This window comes from Pseudomonas arsenicoxydans, from assembly GCF_900103875.1.
Taxonomy (GTDB): Bacteria; Pseudomonadota; Gammaproteobacteria; order Pseudomonadales; family Pseudomonadaceae; genus Aquipseudomonas; species Aquipseudomonas arsenicoxydans.
In genome coordinates this window covers 653199-671590 of sequence record NZ_LT629705.1, presented here as the reverse complement: position 1 = coordinate 671590, position 18392 = coordinate 653199, and the positions used below count along the sequence as shown (strand labels likewise).

Annotated in this window: 18 protein-coding genes and 1 pseudogene; 11 read left to right on the top strand and 8 right to left on the bottom strand. The window is 60.5% G+C overall.

The features are described 5' to 3' along the window. Positions 1-12: 12 nt before the first annotated feature. The 11 genes from hutI to BLQ41_RS02920 all read left to right on the top strand — a co-directional run bounded on the left by hutI (position 13) and on the right by BLQ41_RS02920 (position 13191). Positions 13-1218 (top strand): imidazolonepropionase, encoded by a 1206-nt coding sequence (gene hutI / locus BLQ41_RS02970; protein ID WP_090176670.1) that lies wholly within the window; start codon positions 13-15, stop codon positions 1216-1218. A 10-nt stretch (positions 1219-1228) separates the two neighbouring features. After that, positions 1229-2029: an N-formylglutamate deformylase gene (gene hutG, locus BLQ41_RS02965; RefSeq protein WP_090176667.1), complete on the top strand. Its 801-nt coding sequence runs from the start codon at positions 1229-1231 to the stop codon at positions 2027-2029. A 242-nt stretch (positions 2030-2271) separates the two neighbouring features. Then, complete coding sequence (locus tag BLQ41_RS02960) at positions 2272-3219, top strand: choline ABC transporter substrate-binding protein (RefSeq protein WP_090176665.1); 948 nt, start codon at positions 2272-2274, stop codon at positions 3217-3219. Beyond that, the gene (locus BLQ41_RS02955; protein WP_090176662.1) at positions 3219-4136 is read left to right on the top strand and encodes an alpha/beta hydrolase; all 918 of its coding nucleotides are present in this window, start codon (positions 3219-3221) and stop codon (positions 4134-4136) included. Before BLQ41_RS02960 ends, BLQ41_RS02955 begins: the two co-directional genes overlap by 1 nt. Positions 4137-4240: 104 nt before the next feature. Further along, the gene (gene pip, locus BLQ41_RS02950; protein ID WP_090176660.1) at positions 4241-5212 is read left to right on the top strand and encodes a prolyl aminopeptidase; all 972 of its coding nucleotides are present in this window, start codon (positions 4241-4243) and stop codon (positions 5210-5212) included. Then, a complete protein-coding gene (dtd, locus tag BLQ41_RS02945; RefSeq protein WP_090176657.1) occupies positions 5209-5646 on the top strand; it encodes a D-aminoacyl-tRNA deacylase in 438 nt (145 codons plus the stop codon). The genes pip and dtd overlap by 4 nt, the downstream gene beginning before the upstream one ends. A 321-nt stretch (positions 5647-5967) precedes the next feature. Continuing rightward, the gene (locus tag BLQ41_RS02940) at positions 5968-7791 is read left to right on the top strand and encodes a glucan biosynthesis protein (RefSeq protein ID WP_090176655.1); all 1824 of its coding nucleotides are present in this window, start codon (positions 5968-5970) and stop codon (positions 7789-7791) included. Next, positions 7784-10354, top strand: a complete 2571-nt coding sequence (gene mdoH / locus BLQ41_RS02935) for a glucans biosynthesis glucosyltransferase MdoH (protein WP_090176652.1) — start codon at positions 7784-7786, stop codon at positions 10352-10354. Before BLQ41_RS02940 ends, mdoH begins: the two co-directional genes overlap by 8 nt. Positions 10355-10544: 190 nt before the next feature. Beyond that, positions 10545-11342, top strand: coding sequence for a transporter substrate-binding domain-containing protein (locus BLQ41_RS02930; RefSeq protein WP_090188348.1), 798 nt, complete (start codon positions 10545-10547; stop codon positions 11340-11342). A gap of 162 nt (positions 11343-11504) precedes the next feature. Next, a complete protein-coding gene (locus BLQ41_RS02925) occupies positions 11505-12464 on the top strand; it encodes an amino acid ABC transporter permease (RefSeq protein WP_090188346.1) in 960 nt (319 codons plus the stop codon). After that, on the top strand, positions 12457-13191 hold the full coding sequence (locus tag BLQ41_RS02920) for an amino acid ABC transporter ATP-binding protein (protein ID WP_090176649.1): 735 nt from the start codon (positions 12457-12459) through the stop codon (positions 13189-13191). The genes BLQ41_RS02925 and BLQ41_RS02920 overlap by 8 nt, the downstream gene beginning before the upstream one ends. A gap of 156 nt (positions 13192-13347) precedes the next feature. On the opposite strand, the gene BLQ41_RS31315 is transcribed toward BLQ41_RS02920, so the two are convergent. From BLQ41_RS31315 to hisI, 8 genes and pseudogenes are all read right to left on the bottom strand, one after another. Continuing rightward, positions 13348-14061 carry a methyl-accepting chemotaxis protein gene (locus tag BLQ41_RS31315; protein WP_405046076.1) on the bottom strand — a complete coding sequence of 238 codons (714 nt, stop codon included), beginning with the start codon at positions 14059-14061 and terminating at the stop codon, positions 13348-13350. 144 nt (positions 14062-14205) lie between these two features. After that, positions 14206-15264 (bottom strand): annotated as a pseudogene (locus tag BLQ41_RS31310) (methyl-accepting chemotaxis protein); the annotation flags it as partial. Positions 15265-15376: 112 nt separating this feature from the next. After that, on the bottom strand, positions 15377-16084 hold the full coding sequence (locus BLQ41_RS02910) for a 16S rRNA (uracil(1498)-N(3))-methyltransferase (protein ID WP_090176642.1): 708 nt from the start codon (positions 16082-16084) through the stop codon (positions 15377-15379). Further along, the gene (tatC, locus tag BLQ41_RS02905; protein ID WP_090176639.1) at positions 16081-16875 is read right to left on the bottom strand and encodes a twin-arginine translocase subunit TatC; all 795 of its coding nucleotides are present in this window, start codon (positions 16873-16875) and stop codon (positions 16081-16083) included. The genes BLQ41_RS02910 and tatC overlap by 4 nt, the downstream gene beginning before the upstream one ends. Then, positions 16872-17315: a Sec-independent protein translocase protein TatB gene (gene tatB / locus BLQ41_RS02900; protein WP_090176637.1), complete on the bottom strand. Its 444-nt coding sequence runs from the start codon at positions 17313-17315 to the stop codon at positions 16872-16874. Before tatB ends, tatC begins: the two co-directional genes overlap by 4 nt. Before the next feature lie 10 nt (positions 17316-17325). Further along, positions 17326-17604 carry a twin-arginine translocase TatA/TatE family subunit gene (locus BLQ41_RS02895; RefSeq protein ID WP_090176634.1) on the bottom strand — a complete coding sequence of 93 codons (279 nt, stop codon included), beginning with the start codon at positions 17602-17604 and terminating at the stop codon, positions 17326-17328. Between the two features lie 25 nt (positions 17605-17629). Then, on the bottom strand, positions 17630-17962 hold the full coding sequence (locus tag BLQ41_RS02890; protein ID WP_007899279.1) for a phosphoribosyl-ATP diphosphatase: 333 nt from the start codon (positions 17960-17962) through the stop codon (positions 17630-17632). Then, the gene (hisI, locus tag BLQ41_RS02885) at positions 17955-18356 is read right to left on the bottom strand and encodes a phosphoribosyl-AMP cyclohydrolase (RefSeq protein ID WP_090176631.1); all 402 of its coding nucleotides are present in this window, start codon (positions 18354-18356) and stop codon (positions 17955-17957) included. Before hisI ends, BLQ41_RS02890 begins: the two co-directional genes overlap by 8 nt. Positions 18357-18392: the final 36 nt, after the last annotated feature.

Sequence of the window (18392 nt, the reverse complement as noted above, 5' to 3'; positions counted from 1 at the left end):
GGAGACTAAGGGATGAAAACTCTCTGGCAACACTGCCACGTCGCAACCATGGCGCAAGGCGTCTACTCGATCATCGAGGATGCGGCCATCGTGACGTCCGGTGCGCACATTGAGTGGGTCGGCCCGCGCGATAAATTACCGGCGGGTGAGTACCCGGCGGTCAACGATTTGAAAGGGGCCTGGGTCACCCCGGGCCTGATCGACTGCCACACCCACACGGTGTTCGGCGGTAACCGCAGCGGTGAATTCGAACAGCGCCTGCAGGGCGTCAGCTACGCAGAAATCGCCGCCGCCGGTGGTGGCATTGCCAGCACCGTACGCGCCACTCGCGCTGCCACGGAAGACGAACTGTTCGCCAGCGCCGCCAAGCGCCTGAAAAGCCTGATGCGCGACGGCGTGACCACGGTCGAGATGAAATCCGGCTACGGCCTGGACCTGGCCAGCGAACGCAAAATCCTGCGGGTGATTCGTCGCCTCGGCGCCGAACTGCCGGTCAGCGTGCGCAGCACCTGCCTGGCTGCCCACGCCATGCCGCCGGAATACGCGGATCGGGCGGACGATTACATCGATCACATCTGCACTGAAATGCTCCCGGCCCTCGCCGCCGAAGGGTTGGTGGATGCGGTGGATGCGTTCTGTGAATACCTGGCGTTTTCGCCGGCGCAGGTCGAGCGGGTGTTTGTCGCCGCACAAGCACTCGGTTTGCCGGTCAAGCTGCACGCCGAGCAACTGTCGTCGCTGCACGGTTCGAGTCTGGCGGCGCGTTATCACGCCTTGTCGGCCGACCACCTGGAATTCATGACCGAAGACGATGCCATTGCGATGGCCGAGTCCGGCACCGTCGCGGTGCTGCTGCCCGGTGCGTTCTACTTCCTGCGCGAAACGCAATTGCCGCCGATGGAAGCCCTGCGCAAGCACGGCGTGAAAATCGCCATCGCCAGTGACCTCAACCCTGGCACTTCGCCGGCGCTGTCGTTGCGCTTGATGCTCAACATGGCCTGCACCTGTTTCCGCATGACCCCGGAAGAAGCATTGGCCGGCGCAACCATTCATGCCGCCACCGCGCTGGGCATGGCCGACACTCATGGTTCGCTGGAAGCCGGCAAGGTCGCGGATTTCGTCGCCTGGCAAATCGATCGTCCCGCCGACCTGTCGTACTGGCTGGGCGGCGACCTGGAAAAACGCGTCGTGCATCACGGCGTCGAAACGAGCGTTTAGGAGAACAGTTGTGGATAAGGTTCTGAACTTCAAACAAGGCCGCGTGCCGCTGTTGATCAGCATGCCGCACGCGGGGCTGCGCCTGACTCCGGCGGTCGAAGCCGGGTTGATCCCCGACGCTAAAAGCCTGCCGGACACTGACTGGCACATCCCGCGGCTGTATGAATTCGCCGCCGAACTCGGTGCCAGCACCCTGGCTGCCGAATACTCGCGGTTTGTCATCGACCTGAACCGGCCGTCCGACGACAAGCCTTTGTATGTCGGCGCGACCACCGGTCTGTATCCGGCAACGCTGTTCGACGGCATTCCCTTGTTCCGCGAGGGCATGGAGCCGTCGGCGGCTGAGCGTGCGACCTATCTGGAGCAGGTCTGGACGCCGTATCACAGCACACTGCAGAACGAGTTGGCGCGACTGAAAGCCGAATTCGGTTACGCATTGCTGTTCGATGCGCACTCGATCCGTTCGATCATCCCGCACCTGTTCGACGGCAAGCTGCCGGATTTCAACCTCGGCACCTTCAACGGCGCCAGTTGCGATCCTCAGTTGGCTACTCAACTGGAAGCGATTTGCGCCAGGCACACCGATTACAGCCACGTGCTCAATGGTCGTTTCAAGGGCGGCCACATCACCCGTCATTACGGCAACCCGGCTGAAAACATCCACGCGGTGCAGCTGGAACTAGGCCAGTGCACGTACATGGAAGAGTTCGAGCCGTTCCGTTATCGCCCGGACCTGGCCGAGCCGACGCAAGTGGTGCTCAAGGAATTGCTGCAAGGCCTGTTGGCCTGGGGCCAGAAGCACTACGCGTGACAGATCGTTCCCACGCTCTGCGTGGGAATGCCTCAAGGGACGCTCCGCGTCCAGTGACGCGGAGCGTCACGGCTGCATTCCCACGCAAAGCATGGGAACGATCAGCACGTGGCTATCAAGTCGCCGCTGTGCAAATCTCGGTCGCTACAGTTCGCTTTTCTCCTCTCGACGCTGCGTAATGTTCTGGGCACGGTGCATGAAGACACCGACCTCACAATAATCTGCCGCACGAGATCCTACCGATGAAAAGACTGTTTACCCGCTGTCTCTCAGTCCTCTGCGGCACCGCTCTTCTGAGCACCAGCGTCCTGGCCAGCGACGACGCCTCCTGCAAGGCTGTGCGTATGGGCGTGGTCAACTGGACCGACGTCATCGCCACCAGTGGCATGGCCGATGTACTGCTGAACGGACTGGGCTACGAAAGCAAGCAAACCAGCGCTGTGCAGCAAATCATCTTCGCCGGCATCCGCGACAAGCGTCTGGATATCTTTCTGGGCTACTGGAAGCCGGCAATGGACAAGAACATCGCCCCGTTCGTGGCCGCCGATCAGTTGAAGGTCATGGACAAACCGAGCCTGGCCGACGCCCAGGCAACCCTCGCGGTGCCCGACTATGTTGCGGCGGCGGGGCTGAAAACCTTTGCTGACATCGCCAAATTCAAAGACAAGCTTGGCGGCAAGATCTACGGCATCGAACCGGGCAGCGGCGCCAACACCACGATCAAAACCATGATCGAGACCAATCACTTCGGCTTGAAGGATTTCAAACTGATCGAGTCCGGTGAGGCCGGGATGCTTGCCGCCGTGCAACGGGCGGTCAACCGCAAGGAATTCGTGGTGTTCGTCGGCTGGACCCCGCACCCGATGAACATCAACATGAAGATCACCTACCTGACCGGCAGCGAAGACGTCTATGGCCCGAATGAAGGCGCGGCGACCGTCTCCACCGTGACCGCACCGGACTATGCCCAGCGCTGCCCGAACGTGTATCGACTGCTCGAAAACCTGACCTTCACCGCCGCCCTGGAAAGCCAGTTGATGGTGCCAATCATGGAGCGCAAGACGCCTCAGGACGTCGCCAAGCAGTGGCTGCGTGATCATCCGGAAGATCTTTCGCGCTGGCTGTCAGGCGTCACCAGTATCGATGGCAAGGATGGCGTCGCCACCGTTCAGGCCAGTTTGAAACCCTGATGACGGCTTATCCTTTATCCGCGCAGATGACGGCGTTCGTTGAGAAAACCGTCAGCTTCAATAGCACTGACGCCAGCCTCGGCGGTTTACGTCAGGCCTATAGCGAGATGTGTCGGGCGTTCACCCCGCCGCGTCCCGCCGGGCTTTATGTGGTCGATTTCGAATTGGCTGGCGTGCCGGTGCGGTCCTATCAACCGTCGGTGACATCAGCCGCCAGCGGTTGCCCGTGCATTGTGTATCTGCACGGCGGCGGCTGGGTGGTGGGGGATCTGGACTCCCACGACTTCATCTGTACCGAACTGGCGTCCACGCTTGGTGTGTTGGTGGTTGCTGTCGATTACCGTCTGGCGCCGGAGCATCCGTATCCGGCCGGGTTCAATGATTGCCTGGGTGTCTGGCGCGCGCTGCGAAGCGGCCCGTTCCGGCTTGATCCCGCGCGAACGCTGGTGGCCGGGGACAGCGCTGGCGGCAACCTTGCCGCCGCACTGTGTCTGGCACTGCGGGATGCGAACGAGCCATTGCCGGCGGCGCAAATCCTGATCTATCCGGGGTTGGGGGGCGATCATCAGTTGCCGTCGCGCAGTGAATGCGTTGATGCCCCCTTGCTCAGCAGCAGCGACGTGGATTGCTATCACGCCTTGTACTTGCGCGGCTCCCGACAGCCGGGCGCTTACGCGATGCCGTTGCTCGCCGGGGATTTGGCCGGTTTGCCACCGGCGTTGATCGCCGTGGCGCAATTCGACCCACTGCGTGACGACGGCGTGCGCTACGCCGAGCGACTGAATGCGGCGGGCGTTGCCGCTAGGCTGTATTACGGCGAGGGACTGGTTCACGGCTGTTTGCGCGGGCGCGGTCAGGTCGCCGAGGTCGACGCACTCTATGAAACCCTGCTCGGATTTCTGGCGGCAAAACTCTGACTCAGCAAGGGCATGCTCATTGACGTAATTCGGGTTTATGATGCCGGACGGCAGAATAATAGAAGTCCCCCCAGGGATGACCTCGACCCCTTACGGAGCGCGCAATGCAGACTTTGTACCCGCAGATCAAACCCCACGCCCGGCACGATCTGGCTGTCGACGAAACCCATACCCTGTATGTCGACGAAAGCGGTTCACCGGAAGGTTTACCCGTCGTGTTCATCCATGGCGGCCCGGGCGCCGGGTGTGATGCCCAGAGCCGCCGGTACTTCGATCCGAACCTGTATCGCATCGTGACCTTCGACCAGCGCGGTTGCGGTCGCTCCACGCCCCACGCCAGCCTGGAAAACAACACCACCTGGGATCTGGTCGCCGACCTTGAGCGGATCCGCAAACACCTGGGCATCGACAAATGGGTGCTGTTCGGCGGTTCCTGGGGCTCGACGCTGGCCCTGGCCTATGCGCAAACCCACCCGGAACGCGTGCACGGTCTGATCCTGCGCGGGATTTTTCTCTGCCGCCCGCAGGAAATCGAATGGTTCTACCAGTGTGGCGCCAGCCGTCTGTTCCCCGATTACTGGCAGGACTATGTCGCTCCGATTCCACTGGACGAGCGCGACGATCTGCTCAGCGCTTTCCACAAACGCCTGATCGGCAACGATCAGATCGCGCAGATGCATGCCGCCAAGGCCTGGTCGACCTGGGAAGGCCGCACCGCGACCTTGCGTCCGAACCCGCTGGTGGTCGACCGCTTCTCCGAACCTCAGCGCGCCTTGTCCATCGCCCGCATCGAATGCCACTACTTCACCAACAACGCGTTCCTTGAGCCTAATCAGTTGATTCGTGACATGGGCAAGATCGCTCATTTGCCGGGCGTGATCGTCCACGGTCGTTATGATGTGATCTGCCCACTCGACAATGCCTGGGAACTGCATCAGAACTGGCCGAACAGCGAATTGCAGGTGATTCGCGACGCCGGACACGCCGCTTCCGAGCCGGGTATCACCGATGCGCTGGTGCGGGCCGCCGGTCAGATGGCGCGTCGCCTGCTCGACCTGCCACCTGAAGAAGCATGAAGGGCCTGCTGCAACGCGTGCGTGGCGCGCGAGTCGAGGTAGCGGGGGAGGTGGTGGGTGCGGTCGATCAGGGATTGCTGGTGCTGGTGGCTGTCGAGCCGGAAGATACTCGTGTCAGCGCCGACAAACTTCTGCATAAGCTGCTTAACTATCGAGTGTTCAGTGACGCCGAGGGCAAGATGAACCTGTCCCTGGCGGAGGTGGGTGGCGGGTTGCTGCTGGTCTCGCAGTTCACCCTGGCCGCCGACACCAAGAGCGGGTTGCGCCCGAGTTTTTCGACAGCGGCCCCTCCGGCCCTGGGCGAGGAGCTTTTCGACTATCTATTAAGCAAAGCGAAACAGGTGCATGGCACTGTGGCATCAGGTAGATTCGGCGCGGATATGCAAGTTCACCTGGTCAACGATGGCCCGGTGACATTCCTGTTACAGACCTGAAAGCGCTTGAAACACCTTTTTAAGGGCTTTTCGACTGAAAACAGGGGCTTTTCGCGATAAATACTTTGTTCGCCCTGATGCGTTGTAACGCGGCCTACTAGATAATCGCGCGCTACGGGGATCGGCGTTCGTTGGTCCATTTTGACTTAGGTAGAGACTTGTCCGGGACCTGTTGGGGAATCATTTAGCCCCATAGGAGTCGGAACAATGCTCGCCAACTTGGCAAGAGTGGTCTGTAGGGTCGGTTTTTTCATGCCGAATTCCTCACAGGCCCTTTAACTGGCCGTTGGTTTTTTGATCTGTTTTCGGCGAGGGTTGCTCGTGATTGTTAGTCCCTGTAATGCACCAAAATTGTCTGCCAAACGGTTGCGAAGCGCTCTTGTAGCGGGTTCGGCATTCTTTTGCCTGCTCAGCGCCGGCCAGCTTTGGGCGTTCAATCTGGATGATGTGTCGGCCAAGGCAAAAGAGATGGCCGGGCAAAAATACGAAGCCCCGCGCAGTAACCTGCCGAATGAATTTCGTGAGATGAAATTCGCGGATTACCAAAAGATTCGTTTCCGCACCGAAAAAGCCGAATGGGCCGACCAGAAAACCCCGTTCAAGCTTTCGTTCTATCACCAGGGCATGCATTTCGACACGCCGGTGAAAATCAACGAAATCACGGCTAACACCGTCGAAGAGATCAAATACGATCCAAGTCGTTTCGATTTCGGCGATGTAAAGTTCGATCCTAAAGCCACCGAACAACTGGGTTATGCCGGTTTCCGTGTGCTTTACCCGATCAACAAGGCCGACAAGCAAGACGAAATCATGACTATGCTGGGCGCGAGCTACTTCCGCGTCGTCGGCAAGGGCCACACTTATGGCTTGTCCGCTCGCGGCATGGCCATCGACACCGCGTTGCCGTCCGGCGAAGAATTCCCGCGTTTCACCGAGTTCTGGATTCAACAGCCAAAGCCGGGTGACAAGCATCTGGTCATCTTTGCGCTGCTGGATTCGCCACGCGCTACCGGTGCGTATCGCCTGACCCTGCGTCCTGGCAGCGACACCATTGTCGACGTCAAGGCCCAGATGTTCCTGCGTGACAAGGTCACCAAGCTTGGCGTTGCGCCGTTGACCAGCATGTTCCTGTTCGGCGCCAACCAGCCGTCGAAAGTGCTCAACTACCGTCGCGAACTGCACGATTCCAGCGGTCTGTCGATCCATGCCGGGAACGGCGAGTGGATCTGGCGCCCGTTGAACAACCCAAAACACCTGGCCGTGAGCAACTTCTCGATCGAGAACCCGCGCGGTTTCGGTTTGCTGCAGCGTGGCCGCGACTTCAGCCACTATGAAGACCTCGACGATCGCTACGACAAGCGCCCAAGCGCCTGGATCGAACCGCAAGGCGATTGGGGCAAAGGCTCCGTTGATCTGGTCGAGATTCCGACTGCCGACGAAACCAACGACAATATCGTTGCTTTCTGGAGTCCGGAAAAACTGCCTGAACCAGGCCAGCCGCTGGACGTCGCCTATCGCTTGCACTGGACCATCGACGAAGCCGCGCTTCACGCACCGGACAGCGCCTGGGTTCAACAGACCCTGCGGTCCACGGGTGACGTGAAACAGTCCAACCTGATCCGTCAGCCGGACGGCACCGTGGCTTACCTGGTGGACTTTGAAGGTCCATCCCTGGCGGCCCTGCCGGAAACGGCGGACGTTCGCAGTCAGGTCAGCGTTGGCGATAATGCTGAGCTGGTCGAGAACAGCGTGCGTTACAACCCTGAAACCAAGGGCTGGCGCCTGACCTTGCGGATGAAGATCAAGGATCCGGGCAAGCCTACCGAGATGCGTGCTGCACTGGTCGAAAACATCGTGCCTGCCGACCTCGCCAAGACATCGCTGCCAGCCTCCAATTCTTCTGTTGCCAAGGCCGACAAGGTTGCCGCCAAGCAACAAGAGAAGATGGACAAGGAAGCCAAGGACGCCAAGCAAGCTGACGCCAAACAGGCCGATGCCAAGCCAGTTGCGGATGCCAAGAACAAGGACAACAAAGACGCCAAGCAGCCTGTCGCTGCGGACGCGGCCCCAGCCACACCGGAATCGGCATCGACTGAAGAAGTCCTGACCGAGACCTGGAGCTACCAGTTGCCTGCCGATGAGTAATTCTCAAGTACAGCCAGAGACTCTTGCCGAGTATCTGGCGCATTTACCGATGACCGACCAGCAGCGCGCGGAACTCGCGGGCTGCAAGTCCTTCAGCGAGTTGCACCAGCGTCTGTCATCTTCGACGTTCGACGCGCCAACCGAGGCTGCACAAGCCTCGGTGGGCAAGCGCCTGCTCCTGAACTCTGCTGAAGAGCTGGAAGAGGCGGAAATGCTGGCGGTCGACGCCAGCGGTCGTGTCGTACTCAAAGCAACGCCGCCGATCCGTCGGACCAAAGTCGTGCCGGAGCCGTGGCGCACCAATATTCTGGTGCGTGGCTGGCGGCGTCTGACCGGTCGCACCAATCCGCCGGCTCCGCCGAAGGATGAGCGCGTATTGCCGGCGGCTCGCTGGCGCACCGTCGGTTCGATCCGCCGTTACATTTTGCTGGTGCTGATGCTGGGCCAGACGATCGTTGCCGGCTGGTACATGAAAGGCATCATGCCGTACCAGGGCTGGTCGTTCGTCGACCTGAACGAAGTGCTGCATCAACCGCTGCTGCAAACCGCCACGCAAGTGCTGCCGTACGCGCTGCAAACCAGCATCCTGATTCTGTTCGGGATTCTGTTCTGCTGGGTATCGGCCGGTTTCTGGACCGCGTTGATGGGCTTCCTCGAGTTGCTCACCGGTCACGATAAATATCGCATCTCCGGTAAAAGTGCCGGCAACGAGCCGATCGCCAAGGATGCGCGCACCGCACTGGTAATGCCGATCTGCAACGAGGACGTGCCACGGGTGTTTGCCGGTTTGCGGGCGACCTTCGAGTCGGTGGCGGCCACGGGTGACCTGGATCGCTTCGACTTCTTCGTCCTCAGCGACAGCAATGAAGCCGACATCTGCGTTGCCGAGCAGCAAGCCTGGCTGGACGTCTGCCGTGAAGCCAAGGGCTTCGGCAAGATCTTTTATCGCCGTCGCCGCCGCCGTGTGAAACGTAAAAGCGGCAACCTCGACGACTTCTGCCGTCGTTGGGGCGGTGACTACAAGTACATGGTTGTGCTCGACGCCGACTCGGTGATGAGCGGTGAATGCCTGACCAGCCTGGTGCGCTTGATGGAAGCCACCCCGGATGCGGGCATTATCCAGACCGCGCCACGTGCGTCGGGCATGGACACCCTTTATGCGCGCATGCAGCAGTTTGCGACTCGCGTGTACGGTCCGCTGTTTACCGCCGGTCTGCACTTCTGGCAGTTGGGTGAATCCCACTACTGGGGCCACAACGCGATCATCCGCATGAAGCCGTTCATCGAGCATTGCGCCTTGGCGCCGTTGCCAGGTAAAGGTGCTTTTGCCGGTGCAATCCTGTCTCACGACTTCGTTGAAGCAGCGCTGATGCGCCGTGCCGGCTGGGGCGTGTGGATCGCTTACGACTTGCCGGGCAGCTACGAAGAACTGCCGCCGAACCTGCTGGACGAACTCAAGCGTGACCGTCGCTGGTGCCACGGTAACCTGATGAACTTCCGCCTGTTCCTGGTCAAGGGCATGCACCCGGTACACCGTGCGGTGTTCCTGACCGGCGTGATGTCTTACCTGTCGGCGCCGCTGTGGTTCTTCTTCCTCGTGCTGTCGACGGCGCTGCTGGCGGTCAACACGCTGATGGAGCCGCAGTACTTCATGGAACCGCGTCAGCTGTATCCGCTGTGGCCACAATGGCACCCGGACAAGGCCGTGGCGCTGTTCTCGACGACTATCGTGCTGCTGTTCCTGCCGAAACTGTTGAGCATCATCCTGATCTGGGCCAAGGGCGCGAAAGAGTTCGGTGGCAAGTTCAAGGTGACCTTCTCGATGCTGCTGGAGATGCTGTTCTCCATGCTGCTGGCGCCGGTGCGGATGATTTTCCACACCCGTTTCGTGCTCGCCGCGTTCCTCGGCTGGGCTGCGACCTGGAACTCGCCACAACGTGACGACGACTCCACGCCATGGAGCGAGGCGGTAAAACGCCACGGTCCGCAAACCCTGCTGGGTTTCTTCTGGGCTCTGCTGGTGGTCTGGCTGAACCCGAGTTTCCTGTGGTGGCTGGTGCCGATCGTCGGTTCGTTGATGCTGTCGATCCCGGTGTCGGTGATCTCCAGCCGTGTCGGCCTGGGCCTCAAGTCTCGCGACGCGAGCCTGTTCCTGATCCCTGAGGAATACAATCCGCCGCAAGCGTTGCTGGCGACGGACCAGTACACCCACGAAAATCGTTGGCATGCTCTGAATGACGGCTTTATTCGCGCGGTGGTCGATCCACAGCAGAACGCCTTGGCTTGTTCGCTGGCGACTTCCCGTCATGCTCATGCCGAGCCGATCGAATGGCTGCGCAACGAACGGGTTCGCCATGCATTGAAAGTCGGTCCCGACGGGCTGACCAACAATGAGCGTGTGTACTTGCTGAGCGATCCGGTGGCATTGGCTCGCTTGCACGAACAGGTCTGGGACGAAGGTCACCCTGAGTGGCTGGAAGCCTGGCGCAAATCGGTGAAGGCCGATCCCCATGCGCCGCTGCTGCCTCTCAAGCCACTGAACGTACAACCTCAGATGGCCTGATGAAAAGCCCCGCGAAAGCGGGGCTTTTTTTTGCCTGATCGTTTCCAAACCCTTGTGCAAATGGCCGAGTGGGTTAGCATCCGTCCCCGAATTGGTGCGCCCGGACAGTTTTCTGTTCGTATCTGCTGGTTTTCTAAAGAAAAACCGCCGTTTGCGCGCCTCACATCGCAATGGTTTTGGGGACTTGAAGATGAAGAAGTATCTGTCGATGCTGCTGGTCGGCGTCACGGCATTGGTTGCAGTGAGCGCGGCGCAGGCCGGTGCCATCGATGACGCGGTCAAGCGCGGCACACTGAAAGTCGGCATGGACCCGACCTACATGCCGTTCGAAATGACCAACAAGCGCGGCGAGATCATCGGTTTCGAAGTCGACATCCTCAAAGCCATGGCAAAAGCCATGGGCGTCAAGCTGGAGCTGGTGTCCACCGGCTACGACGGCATCATTCCGGCCCTGATGACCGACAAGTTCGACATGATCGGCAGCGGCATGACCCTGACTCAGGAACGCAACCTGCGCCTGAATTTCAGCGAACCGTTCATCGTGGTTGGCCAGACCCTGCTGATCCGCAAGGAGCTGGAAGGCACCATAAAGTCCTATAAGGACCTGAACACCGCTGACTACCGCATCACCTCCAAGCTGGGCACCACTGGCGAGATGGTCGCGAAAAAACTGATCGCCAAAGCCAAGTACCACGGTTACGACAACGAACAGGAAGCCGTGCTCGACGTAGTCAACGGCAAGGCGGACGCGTTCATCTACGACGCACCGTACAACGTAGTGGCGGTGAACAAGGTCGGTGCCGGCAAACTGGTGTTCCTCGACAAGCCGTTCACCTATGAGCCGCTGGCCTTCGGTCTGAAGAAGGGTGACTTTGACAGCATCAATTTCATCAACAACTTCCTGCACCAGATCCACGAAGACGGCACCTACGATCGAATCCATGACAAGTGGTTCAAAGACACCGCTTGGCTCAAGGACATGGAATAAGGCCCGGTCAGACAGACCTGAGGAGCCTCAATCGCGGGCAAGCCCGCTCCCACAAGGTTATGCGTCAACACAACATTTGTGTTCACCGCCGACCCTGTGGGAGCGGGCTTGCCCGCGATGACGGCCTTGCTGGCGACACAGAATTCGGAACCATCAGAGCAGATGAAACAGAAAAAAGCCCAATGGCCGTGGCACGTATTAACCGTGCTGCTGCTGATCGGCCTGGCCGGCGCGTTGTATTACGCCACCTCGCTGATGTCCTACGAATGGCGCTGGAACCGCGTTCCGCAATACTTCGCCTACCACGCCGAAGAGTCCCAGCGCGCCTCGGACATCTCTACCGTCAGCGAACTGGTGCGCAAGGGCGATAAAGCCGAAGTCACCCTGCGCAATGACGCGGGCGATGAACAGCACCTGACCGTCGACGACAACAGTCTTCAAGTTGCCCAAGGCGACGACGTCGCCGAAGGCGATGTGATCGGCGTCACCCGCCACTGGGCCGCAGGACCACTGATGTGGGGGCTGTGGACCACGTTGTGGTTGTCGGTGGTGTCCGGCGTGCTGGGTTTGCTGATCGGTCTCGCCACGGGGCTGTGTCGTCTGTCGAATAACCCGACGCTGCGCGATCTCTCGACGATCTACGTTGAGCTGGTGCGCGGTACGCCGCTGCTGGTGCAGATCTTCATTTTCTACTTTTTCATCGGCACCGTGATGAACCTGTCCCGGGAGTTCGCCGGGATCGCCGCGCTGTCATTGTTTACCGGCGCCTATGTGGCGGAGATCATCCGCTCCGGCGTGCAGTCCATCGCCCGTGGCCAGAACGAAGCAGCGCGCTCCCTAGGCTTGAGCGCAGTCCAGTCGATGCGCCACGTGGTGCTGCCGCAGGCATTGAAGCGCGTGCTGCCGCCGTTGGCCGGGCAATTCATCAGCCTGGTCAAGGACACCTCGCTGGTGTCGGTGATCGCGATTACCGAGCTGCTCAAAAGCGGTCGCGAAGTCATCACCACCTCATTCTCGCCCTTCGAAATCCTGTTCTGCGTGGCCGGGCTGTACCTGTTGATCAACCTGCCGCTGTCGAAAATCGCCAGCCGTCTTGAGCGGAGGCTCGCGCAAAGTGATTGAAGTCCGCAATCTGGTAAAAGTCTTCGACACTCGTGGCCAGATGGTTCGCGCGGTGGATAACGTCACCACGCAGGTGGCCAAGGGCGAAGTGCTGGTGGTCATCGGCCCTTCGGGTTCCGGTAAGTCGACGTTCCTGCGCTGCCTCAACGGCCTGGAAGCATTCGACTCGGGCTCGGTGAGCATCGACGGGCTGCAACTGGCCGATCCGAAAACCGATGTGAACGCCTATCGCCGCGAAGTCGGCATGGTGTTCCAGCACTTCAACCTGTTCCCGCACATGACCGTGCTGGAAAACCTCTGCCTGGCCCAGAAAGTCGTGCGCAAACGCGGCAAGAAAGAACGCGAGGCCAAGGCCATGGTGTTGCTGGAAAAGGTCGGAATTGCGCAGAAGGCCAATGAATTTCCATCGCGTCTGTCCGGCGGACAACAACAGCGTGTGGCGATTGCTCGCGCGTTGGCCATGGAGCCCAAGGTGATGCTGTTCGATGAACCGACCTCGGCACTCGACCCGGAGATGGTCGGCGAAGTGCTGGACGTAATGAAAACCCTGGCCGTGGAAGGCATGACCATGGTCTGCGTCACCCACGAAATGGGTTTTGCGCGGGAAGTGGCGGATCGGGTGTTGTTTTTCGATCACGGCAAATTGCTGGAAGATGCTTCGCCGGCCGAGTTCTTCGATGCACCGAAGGACCCGCGGGCGCAGGCTTTCTTGCGCCAGGTTCTGTAACTTCGGCGACCTTACGGCCGCCATCGCGGGCAAGCCCGCTCCCACAGTATTTTCGTTGTTTACGCTACTTGCGTTACACCGCCGAACCCTGTGGGAGCGGGCTTGCCCGCGATTGCATCACCTCGGTCCCAAGTGAACCGAGGCCTTCGCGTCACCTCAAACCTTGAACCTGCCCACCAGCATCTGCAAATGCGTCCCCAACCGCGCCAGCTCAACGCTGGAGGCCGCGGTCTCTTCGCTGGCGGCCGAGGTCTGTTCCGACACATCGCGCACGTTCAGCACGCTGCGGTTGATCTCTTCAGCCACTGCGGTTTGCTGCTCGGCAGCGGCGGCAATCTGCTGGTTCATCGACTGGATCGCCGACACGGTGCGGGTGATGCTTTCCAGTGAGCTGCCGGCGCGGCGCGTCAGCTCGACGCTGCTGTCGGTCAGGCTGCGGCTGTTGTCCATGATGGTCGCGACTTGCTGGGTGCCGGTTTGCAGGCCGACGATCAGCTCTTCGATTTCTTCGGTGGATTTTTGAGTGCGCTGGGCCAGGCTGCGAACTTCGTCGGCGACCACCGCAAAACCACGTCCAGCCTCACCGGCCCGGGCGGCTTCGATGGCCGCGTTGAGCGCCAGCAGGTTGGTTTGTTGGGCGACGGATTTGATCACGTCGAGGACGCTGCCGATCTTGTCGCTCTCGCGTTTGAGATCGCTCATGGCAGCGGTGGAGTTGCCGACTTCGAGGGCCAGGCGTTCGATTTGGGCGATGGCTTCGCCGACGACCTTGTCACCTTCACGCGCTTGCTGGTCGGCGGCGACGGCGGCTTCAGAGGCTTCTTCGGCGTTACGCGCGACCTCCTGGACAGTGGCGGTCATTTCGTTCATGGCGGTCGCCACCTGATCGGTCTCGACCTTCTGGCTGTTGACCCCGGCGCTGGTTTGCTCGGTCACCGCTGACAGTTGTTCGGCTGCGCTGGCAATTTGCGTGACGCCATTGCTGATGCCGCCGATCAGCTCGCGCAGACCCAGGGTCATGCTCTGCATGGCGCGCTGGAGCTGGCCCAGTTCATCGCGGCGCTCGGAGACGAGGTTGTGGGTCAGGTCGCCGGCAGCAACGCGCTCAGCCACTTTAAGGGTCTGGTTCAACGGGATCACGATCTGGCGAGTGATCGCCCACGCAGCGAGCAAACCAAACGCCAAGGCCAGAACGGTCGCCATTAGCAGCAGGTTTTTGGCGTGCGCGGCATCGGTGTCACGGACGATGGTTTGCGATACGGTCAGTTTTTTGCTGACATCGAGCAGGATGTCCCCTTGCGCGGCCATTTGCTTGAGGGCGGCAGCGCTGGCGACCTGCGAGTCGCGAAACTGGCTGACCGCGGCGCGGTAGGCTTTAAGCGACTCCGTCGCCTGCTGCAGGTTGGCAATATGTTGCTCCGGCAGTTTGGCCGGCAGGCTTTCGAGATTTTTCAGGGCGTTGTCGATCGCGTCCAGCGCGGGTTGCTCGGCCTCGGTCTTGCCGCTGTAGGTGTAGCCGCGGACCTGGAAGCGCGCTTGCTGAATCAGTTTGCTCAGGTCGATCACACTGTTGAAGTCGGCGACACTGTCGCCTTGCAGCATGGACTTTTCGACTTCGGCGACGCGGGCCACGGCGTTGTCAGCGGTCGCACCGAGTTTGCTGCGGGCATCTTCGCGATTCGCTCCAGCCTGGACCATGGTGCTGAACGCTTGCTTGTACTGGCTGACGGCGGCCAGTTGCTGGTCGATCATCGCCACGTCGTCTGGCTGTTCGATCAGTTTGCGCGCGGTTTGCAGACCGGCGTCGAGCTGCCCCAACAAGTCGTTGACGGCGCCCGGGCCTTGTTCGCCTCGGCGCATTTCGTAGTCCAGGCGTGCCAGACGCAGGTCTTTGGTCAGGTCATTTAGGCTGGCGATGAACCCGAGCTTGTCGCCACGACTCATCACGCCCGTCAGGCCGGTCCAGCCCGTGAAGGTGATCAGCAAGGTTAGCAGCAGCACCAGACCGAAGCCGATCCCCAGTTTGCGATTGACGCTTACATTTCCCAGACTCTCGGCTAGCGAACGGTACATGCTGCAACTCCCTCGGACCACACATGGTTTTATGAGGGCTGTATCGGCAGACGAGCACGAATCTATAGGCGCATACGTTGGCCGGGACGAGGAATTTCCCTGTGAGGGCGAATTAGAAAAGGCGGGCGAGCAGGGCAGTGACGGCGGTTTCGACGCGCAGGATACGATCGCCCAGTTGCACCGGTTGCAGGCCAGACTTGGCCAGCAGATCGATTTCGTAAGGAATCCAGCCGCCTTCGGGGCCGATGGCCAGGGTCACCGGCTCGTCCAGGCCACGAGGGCAGGGCGGGTAGTGACCGGGATGGCCAACGAGGCCGAGGGTGCCCTCGCTGATGGCGGGCAGGCGATCCTCGACGAACGGCTTGAAGCGCTTCTCGATAACGATGTCCGGCAGCACGCTGTCCCGAGCTTGCTCGAGGCCGAGGATCAATTGTTCGCGAATCGCTTCGGGTTCAAGGAACGGTGTTTGCCAGAAGCTCTTCTCGACGCGATAGCTGTTCACCAGGATGATTCGTGGCACACCCATGGCCGCTACGGTCTGAAACACCCTGCGCAGCATTTTGGGCCTTGGCAGGGCCAAGACCAGTGTAAGCGGCAGCTTGGCCGGTGGCGGCTGGTCGAGGGTGACACGCAGTTCTGCTTCATCGGCGTCCAGGCGCAGCACTTCGGCTGAGCCCATCAGCCCGCCAATGCGCCCGACCCGCATGCTGTCACCGACGACGCAGCGATGGACTTCCTGCATGTGCGTCAACCGGCGATCGCGCAGGATCGCCCGGTCGGCCGCAATGAAGTCGGCCTCTTCGAGAAGCAGCAGGTTCACGGCTGGGTCGCTGGCGGCTGGTCGTTGTGATCGTCTGCCGGCTGGTCGTCCGGATGCTCGCCGCGTTTGCTGATCAAACCGCCGAACAGCACGCCGATTTCAAACAGCAGCCACATCGGCACCGCCAGCAAAGTCTGCGAGAAGATGTCCGGCGGCGTCAGGATCATGCCGACCACGAAGCAGCCGATGACCACATACGGGCGGATTTTCTTCAGGTATTTGACGTCGACCACGCCGATCCACACCAGCAGCACCACGGCCACCGGGATCTCGAACGCCACGCCGAAGGCGAAGAACAGCGTCATGACGAAATCGAGGTAGCTGGTGATGTCGGTCATCATTTCCACGCCGGCCGGGGTGGCAGCGGCGAAGAATTTGAAGATCAGAGGGAACACCAGGTAATAGGCGAACGCCATGCCGGTATAGAACAGCACGATGCTGGACATCAGCAATGGCACCGCAATGCGCTTCTCATGCTTGTACAGGCCCGGCGCGATGAAGCCCCAGATCTGATGCAGGATCACCGGGATCGCCAGGAACAGCGAAACCATCATCGTCAGCTTCAGCGGCGTCAGGAACGGCGACGACACGTCGGTGGCAATCATCGTCGCGCCAGCCGGCAGGTACGCGCGCAGTGGCGTTGAGACGAAGGTGTAGATCTGCTGGGTGAACGCAAACAGCCCGGCGAAGATGATGAAAATCGCCGCTACGCAGCGCAGCAGACGGGTACGCAGCTCGGTGAGGTGCGAAACCAGCGGCATGTGCTGGTCGTTTTCAGGGAGATCGCTCATGGGGCTCGCGGCGGCAGTGTTGGGTCATGAGGGGCCGGCGCAACAGGCGCAGCCGCAGGCGTAACGGGTTCAACCGGCGTTGCTGCTACGACGGGCGCAGGTTCGGCGGCCACTGCAACAGGTGCAGCGGCTGGAGCCTGGATTGTCTGCTCTGCCACGGGCTCAACCGGCGGAACCGGTGTGGCTTCTTGCTGAGTCGGCGTGAAAATCTTCCGCGCCTCCTGTTCCAGCGACAGAATGTGCTCGTTGTGCAGTTGCCGACGGATCTCGTCGGCACCGATTTCACGTTCAACTTCCTGTTTGATCGCGTTGAAGCTGCGCTTCAGGCGGCCGACCCACAGGCCGGCGGTGCGCGCAGCACCCGGCAGACGCTCGGGGCCCAGCACCAGCAGGGCAACGAGGCCGACGAGCAGCAGTTCAGAGAAGCTGATACCAAACATTAGTCAGTGCTCACACGTCTTTGCGGATTGGCTCTTCGACTTTTTGCGCCTGCACATCGATGGTGTGCGGCTGGTTCACGGACTGTGTGGTCTGCGGCCCGACCGGTGGAACCGGTTGGGCCGGGGTCACAGTCGGGTCAACCGGCTTGTCTTCGTCGCTCATGGCTTTCTTGAAACCCTTGATCGACTCGCCCACGTCAGTGCCGAGGTTTTTCAGTTTTTTGGTGCCGAACACCAGCACGACAACAACCAGGATGACGATCCAGTGTTTCCAGTCAAAAATGCCCATGTTGCTGCTCCTCTCTAATAATTGTTCAGGCGGACGGGCGCGAGGCTTTCTCGGCGTGTCCGGACAGACCGAAACGACGGTCCAGTTCATCGAGTACAGCCTGAGGATGCTGCCCCAGTTGGGCGAGCATGACCATGCTGTGGAACCACAAATCGGCGGTCTCGTAGATCACATCGCTGCAGTCACCGCTGATGGCGGCATCCTTGGCGGCAATGATGGTTTCGACCGACTCTTCGCCGACTTTTTCCAGAATCTTGTTCAAGCCCTTGTGGTACAGACTGGCGACATACGAGCTGTCGGCGGCGGCGCCTTTGCGCTCTTCCAGTACCTGGGCCAGACGGGTCAGCGTGTCACTCATGGGTGTGTCCTGCGCTATAGATGGCGTGCGGGTCCTTGAGCACCGGGTCGACGGTTTTCCAGTCGCCGTTCTCGAAGACACGATAGAAGCAACTCTGGCGGCCGGTATGGCAGGCGATGTCACCGATCTGCTCGACCATCAGGATGATCACGTCGGCGTCACAGTCCAGGCGCATCTCATGCAGCGTCTGCACGTGGCCGGACTCTTCGCCCTTGCGCCACAGCTTGCCGCGCGAACGTGACCAGTAAATGGCACGGTTCTCGGCAGCGGTCAATTCCAGTGCTTCGCGGTTCATCCAGGCCATCATCAGGACGCGCCCGGTCTTGTGATCCTGTGCGATCGCCGGCACCAGGCCATTGGCATCCCACTTGATCTCGTCCAGCCAGTTTTTCATCTTCGATTCCCGAGGGGCAGCGACAAGCTTCAAGCT

Bases quoted from the DNA above. Each gene is read 5' to 3' on its own strand.
- BLQ41_RS02890 (WP_007899279.1), bottom strand. From the start codon at position 17,962: ATGAGTGACACGCTGACCCGTCTGGCCCAGGTACTGGAAGAGCGCAAA.
- BLQ41_RS02930 (WP_090188348.1), top strand. From the start codon at position 10,545: ATGAAGAAGTATCTGTCGATGCTGCTGGTCGGCGTCACGGCATTGGTT.
- BLQ41_RS02925 (WP_090188346.1), top strand. From the start codon at position 11,505: ATGAAACAGAAAAAAGCCCAATGGCCGTGGCACGTATTAACCGTGCTG.
- tatB (WP_090176637.1), bottom strand. From the start codon at position 17,315: ATGTTTGGTATCAGCTTCTCTGAACTGCTGCTCGTCGGCCTCGTTGCC.
- BLQ41_RS02955 (WP_090176662.1), top strand. From the start codon at position 3,219: ATGACGGCTTATCCTTTATCCGCGCAGATGACGGCGTTCGTTGAGAAA.
- pip (WP_090176660.1), top strand. From the start codon at position 4,241: ATGCAGACTTTGTACCCGCAGATCAAACCCCACGCCCGGCACGATCTG.
- BLQ41_RS02960 (WP_090176665.1), top strand. From the start codon at position 2,272: ATGAAAAGACTGTTTACCCGCTGTCTCTCAGTCCTCTGCGGCACCGCT.
- dtd (WP_090176657.1), top strand. From the start codon at position 5,209: ATGAAGGGCCTGCTGCAACGCGTGCGTGGCGCGCGAGTCGAGGTAGCG.
- BLQ41_RS02895 (WP_090176634.1), bottom strand. From the start codon at position 17,604: ATGGGCATTTTTGACTGGAAACACTGGATCGTCATCCTGGTTGTTGTC.
- hisI (WP_090176631.1), bottom strand. From the start codon at position 18,356: ATGAAAAACTGGCTGGACGAGATCAAGTGGGATGCCAATGGCCTGGTG.
- hutI (WP_090176670.1), top strand. From the start codon at position 13: ATGAAAACTCTCTGGCAACACTGCCACGTCGCAACCATGGCGCAAGGC.
- BLQ41_RS31315 (WP_405046076.1), bottom strand. From the start codon at position 14,061: ATGAACGAAATGACCGCCACTGTCCAGGAGGTCGCGCGTAACGCCGAA.
- tatC (WP_090176639.1), bottom strand. From the start codon at position 16,875: ATGAGCGATCTCCCTGAAAACGACCAGCACATGCCGCTGGTTTCGCAC.
- mdoH (WP_090176652.1), top strand. From the start codon at position 7,784: ATGAGTAATTCTCAAGTACAGCCAGAGACTCTTGCCGAGTATCTGGCG.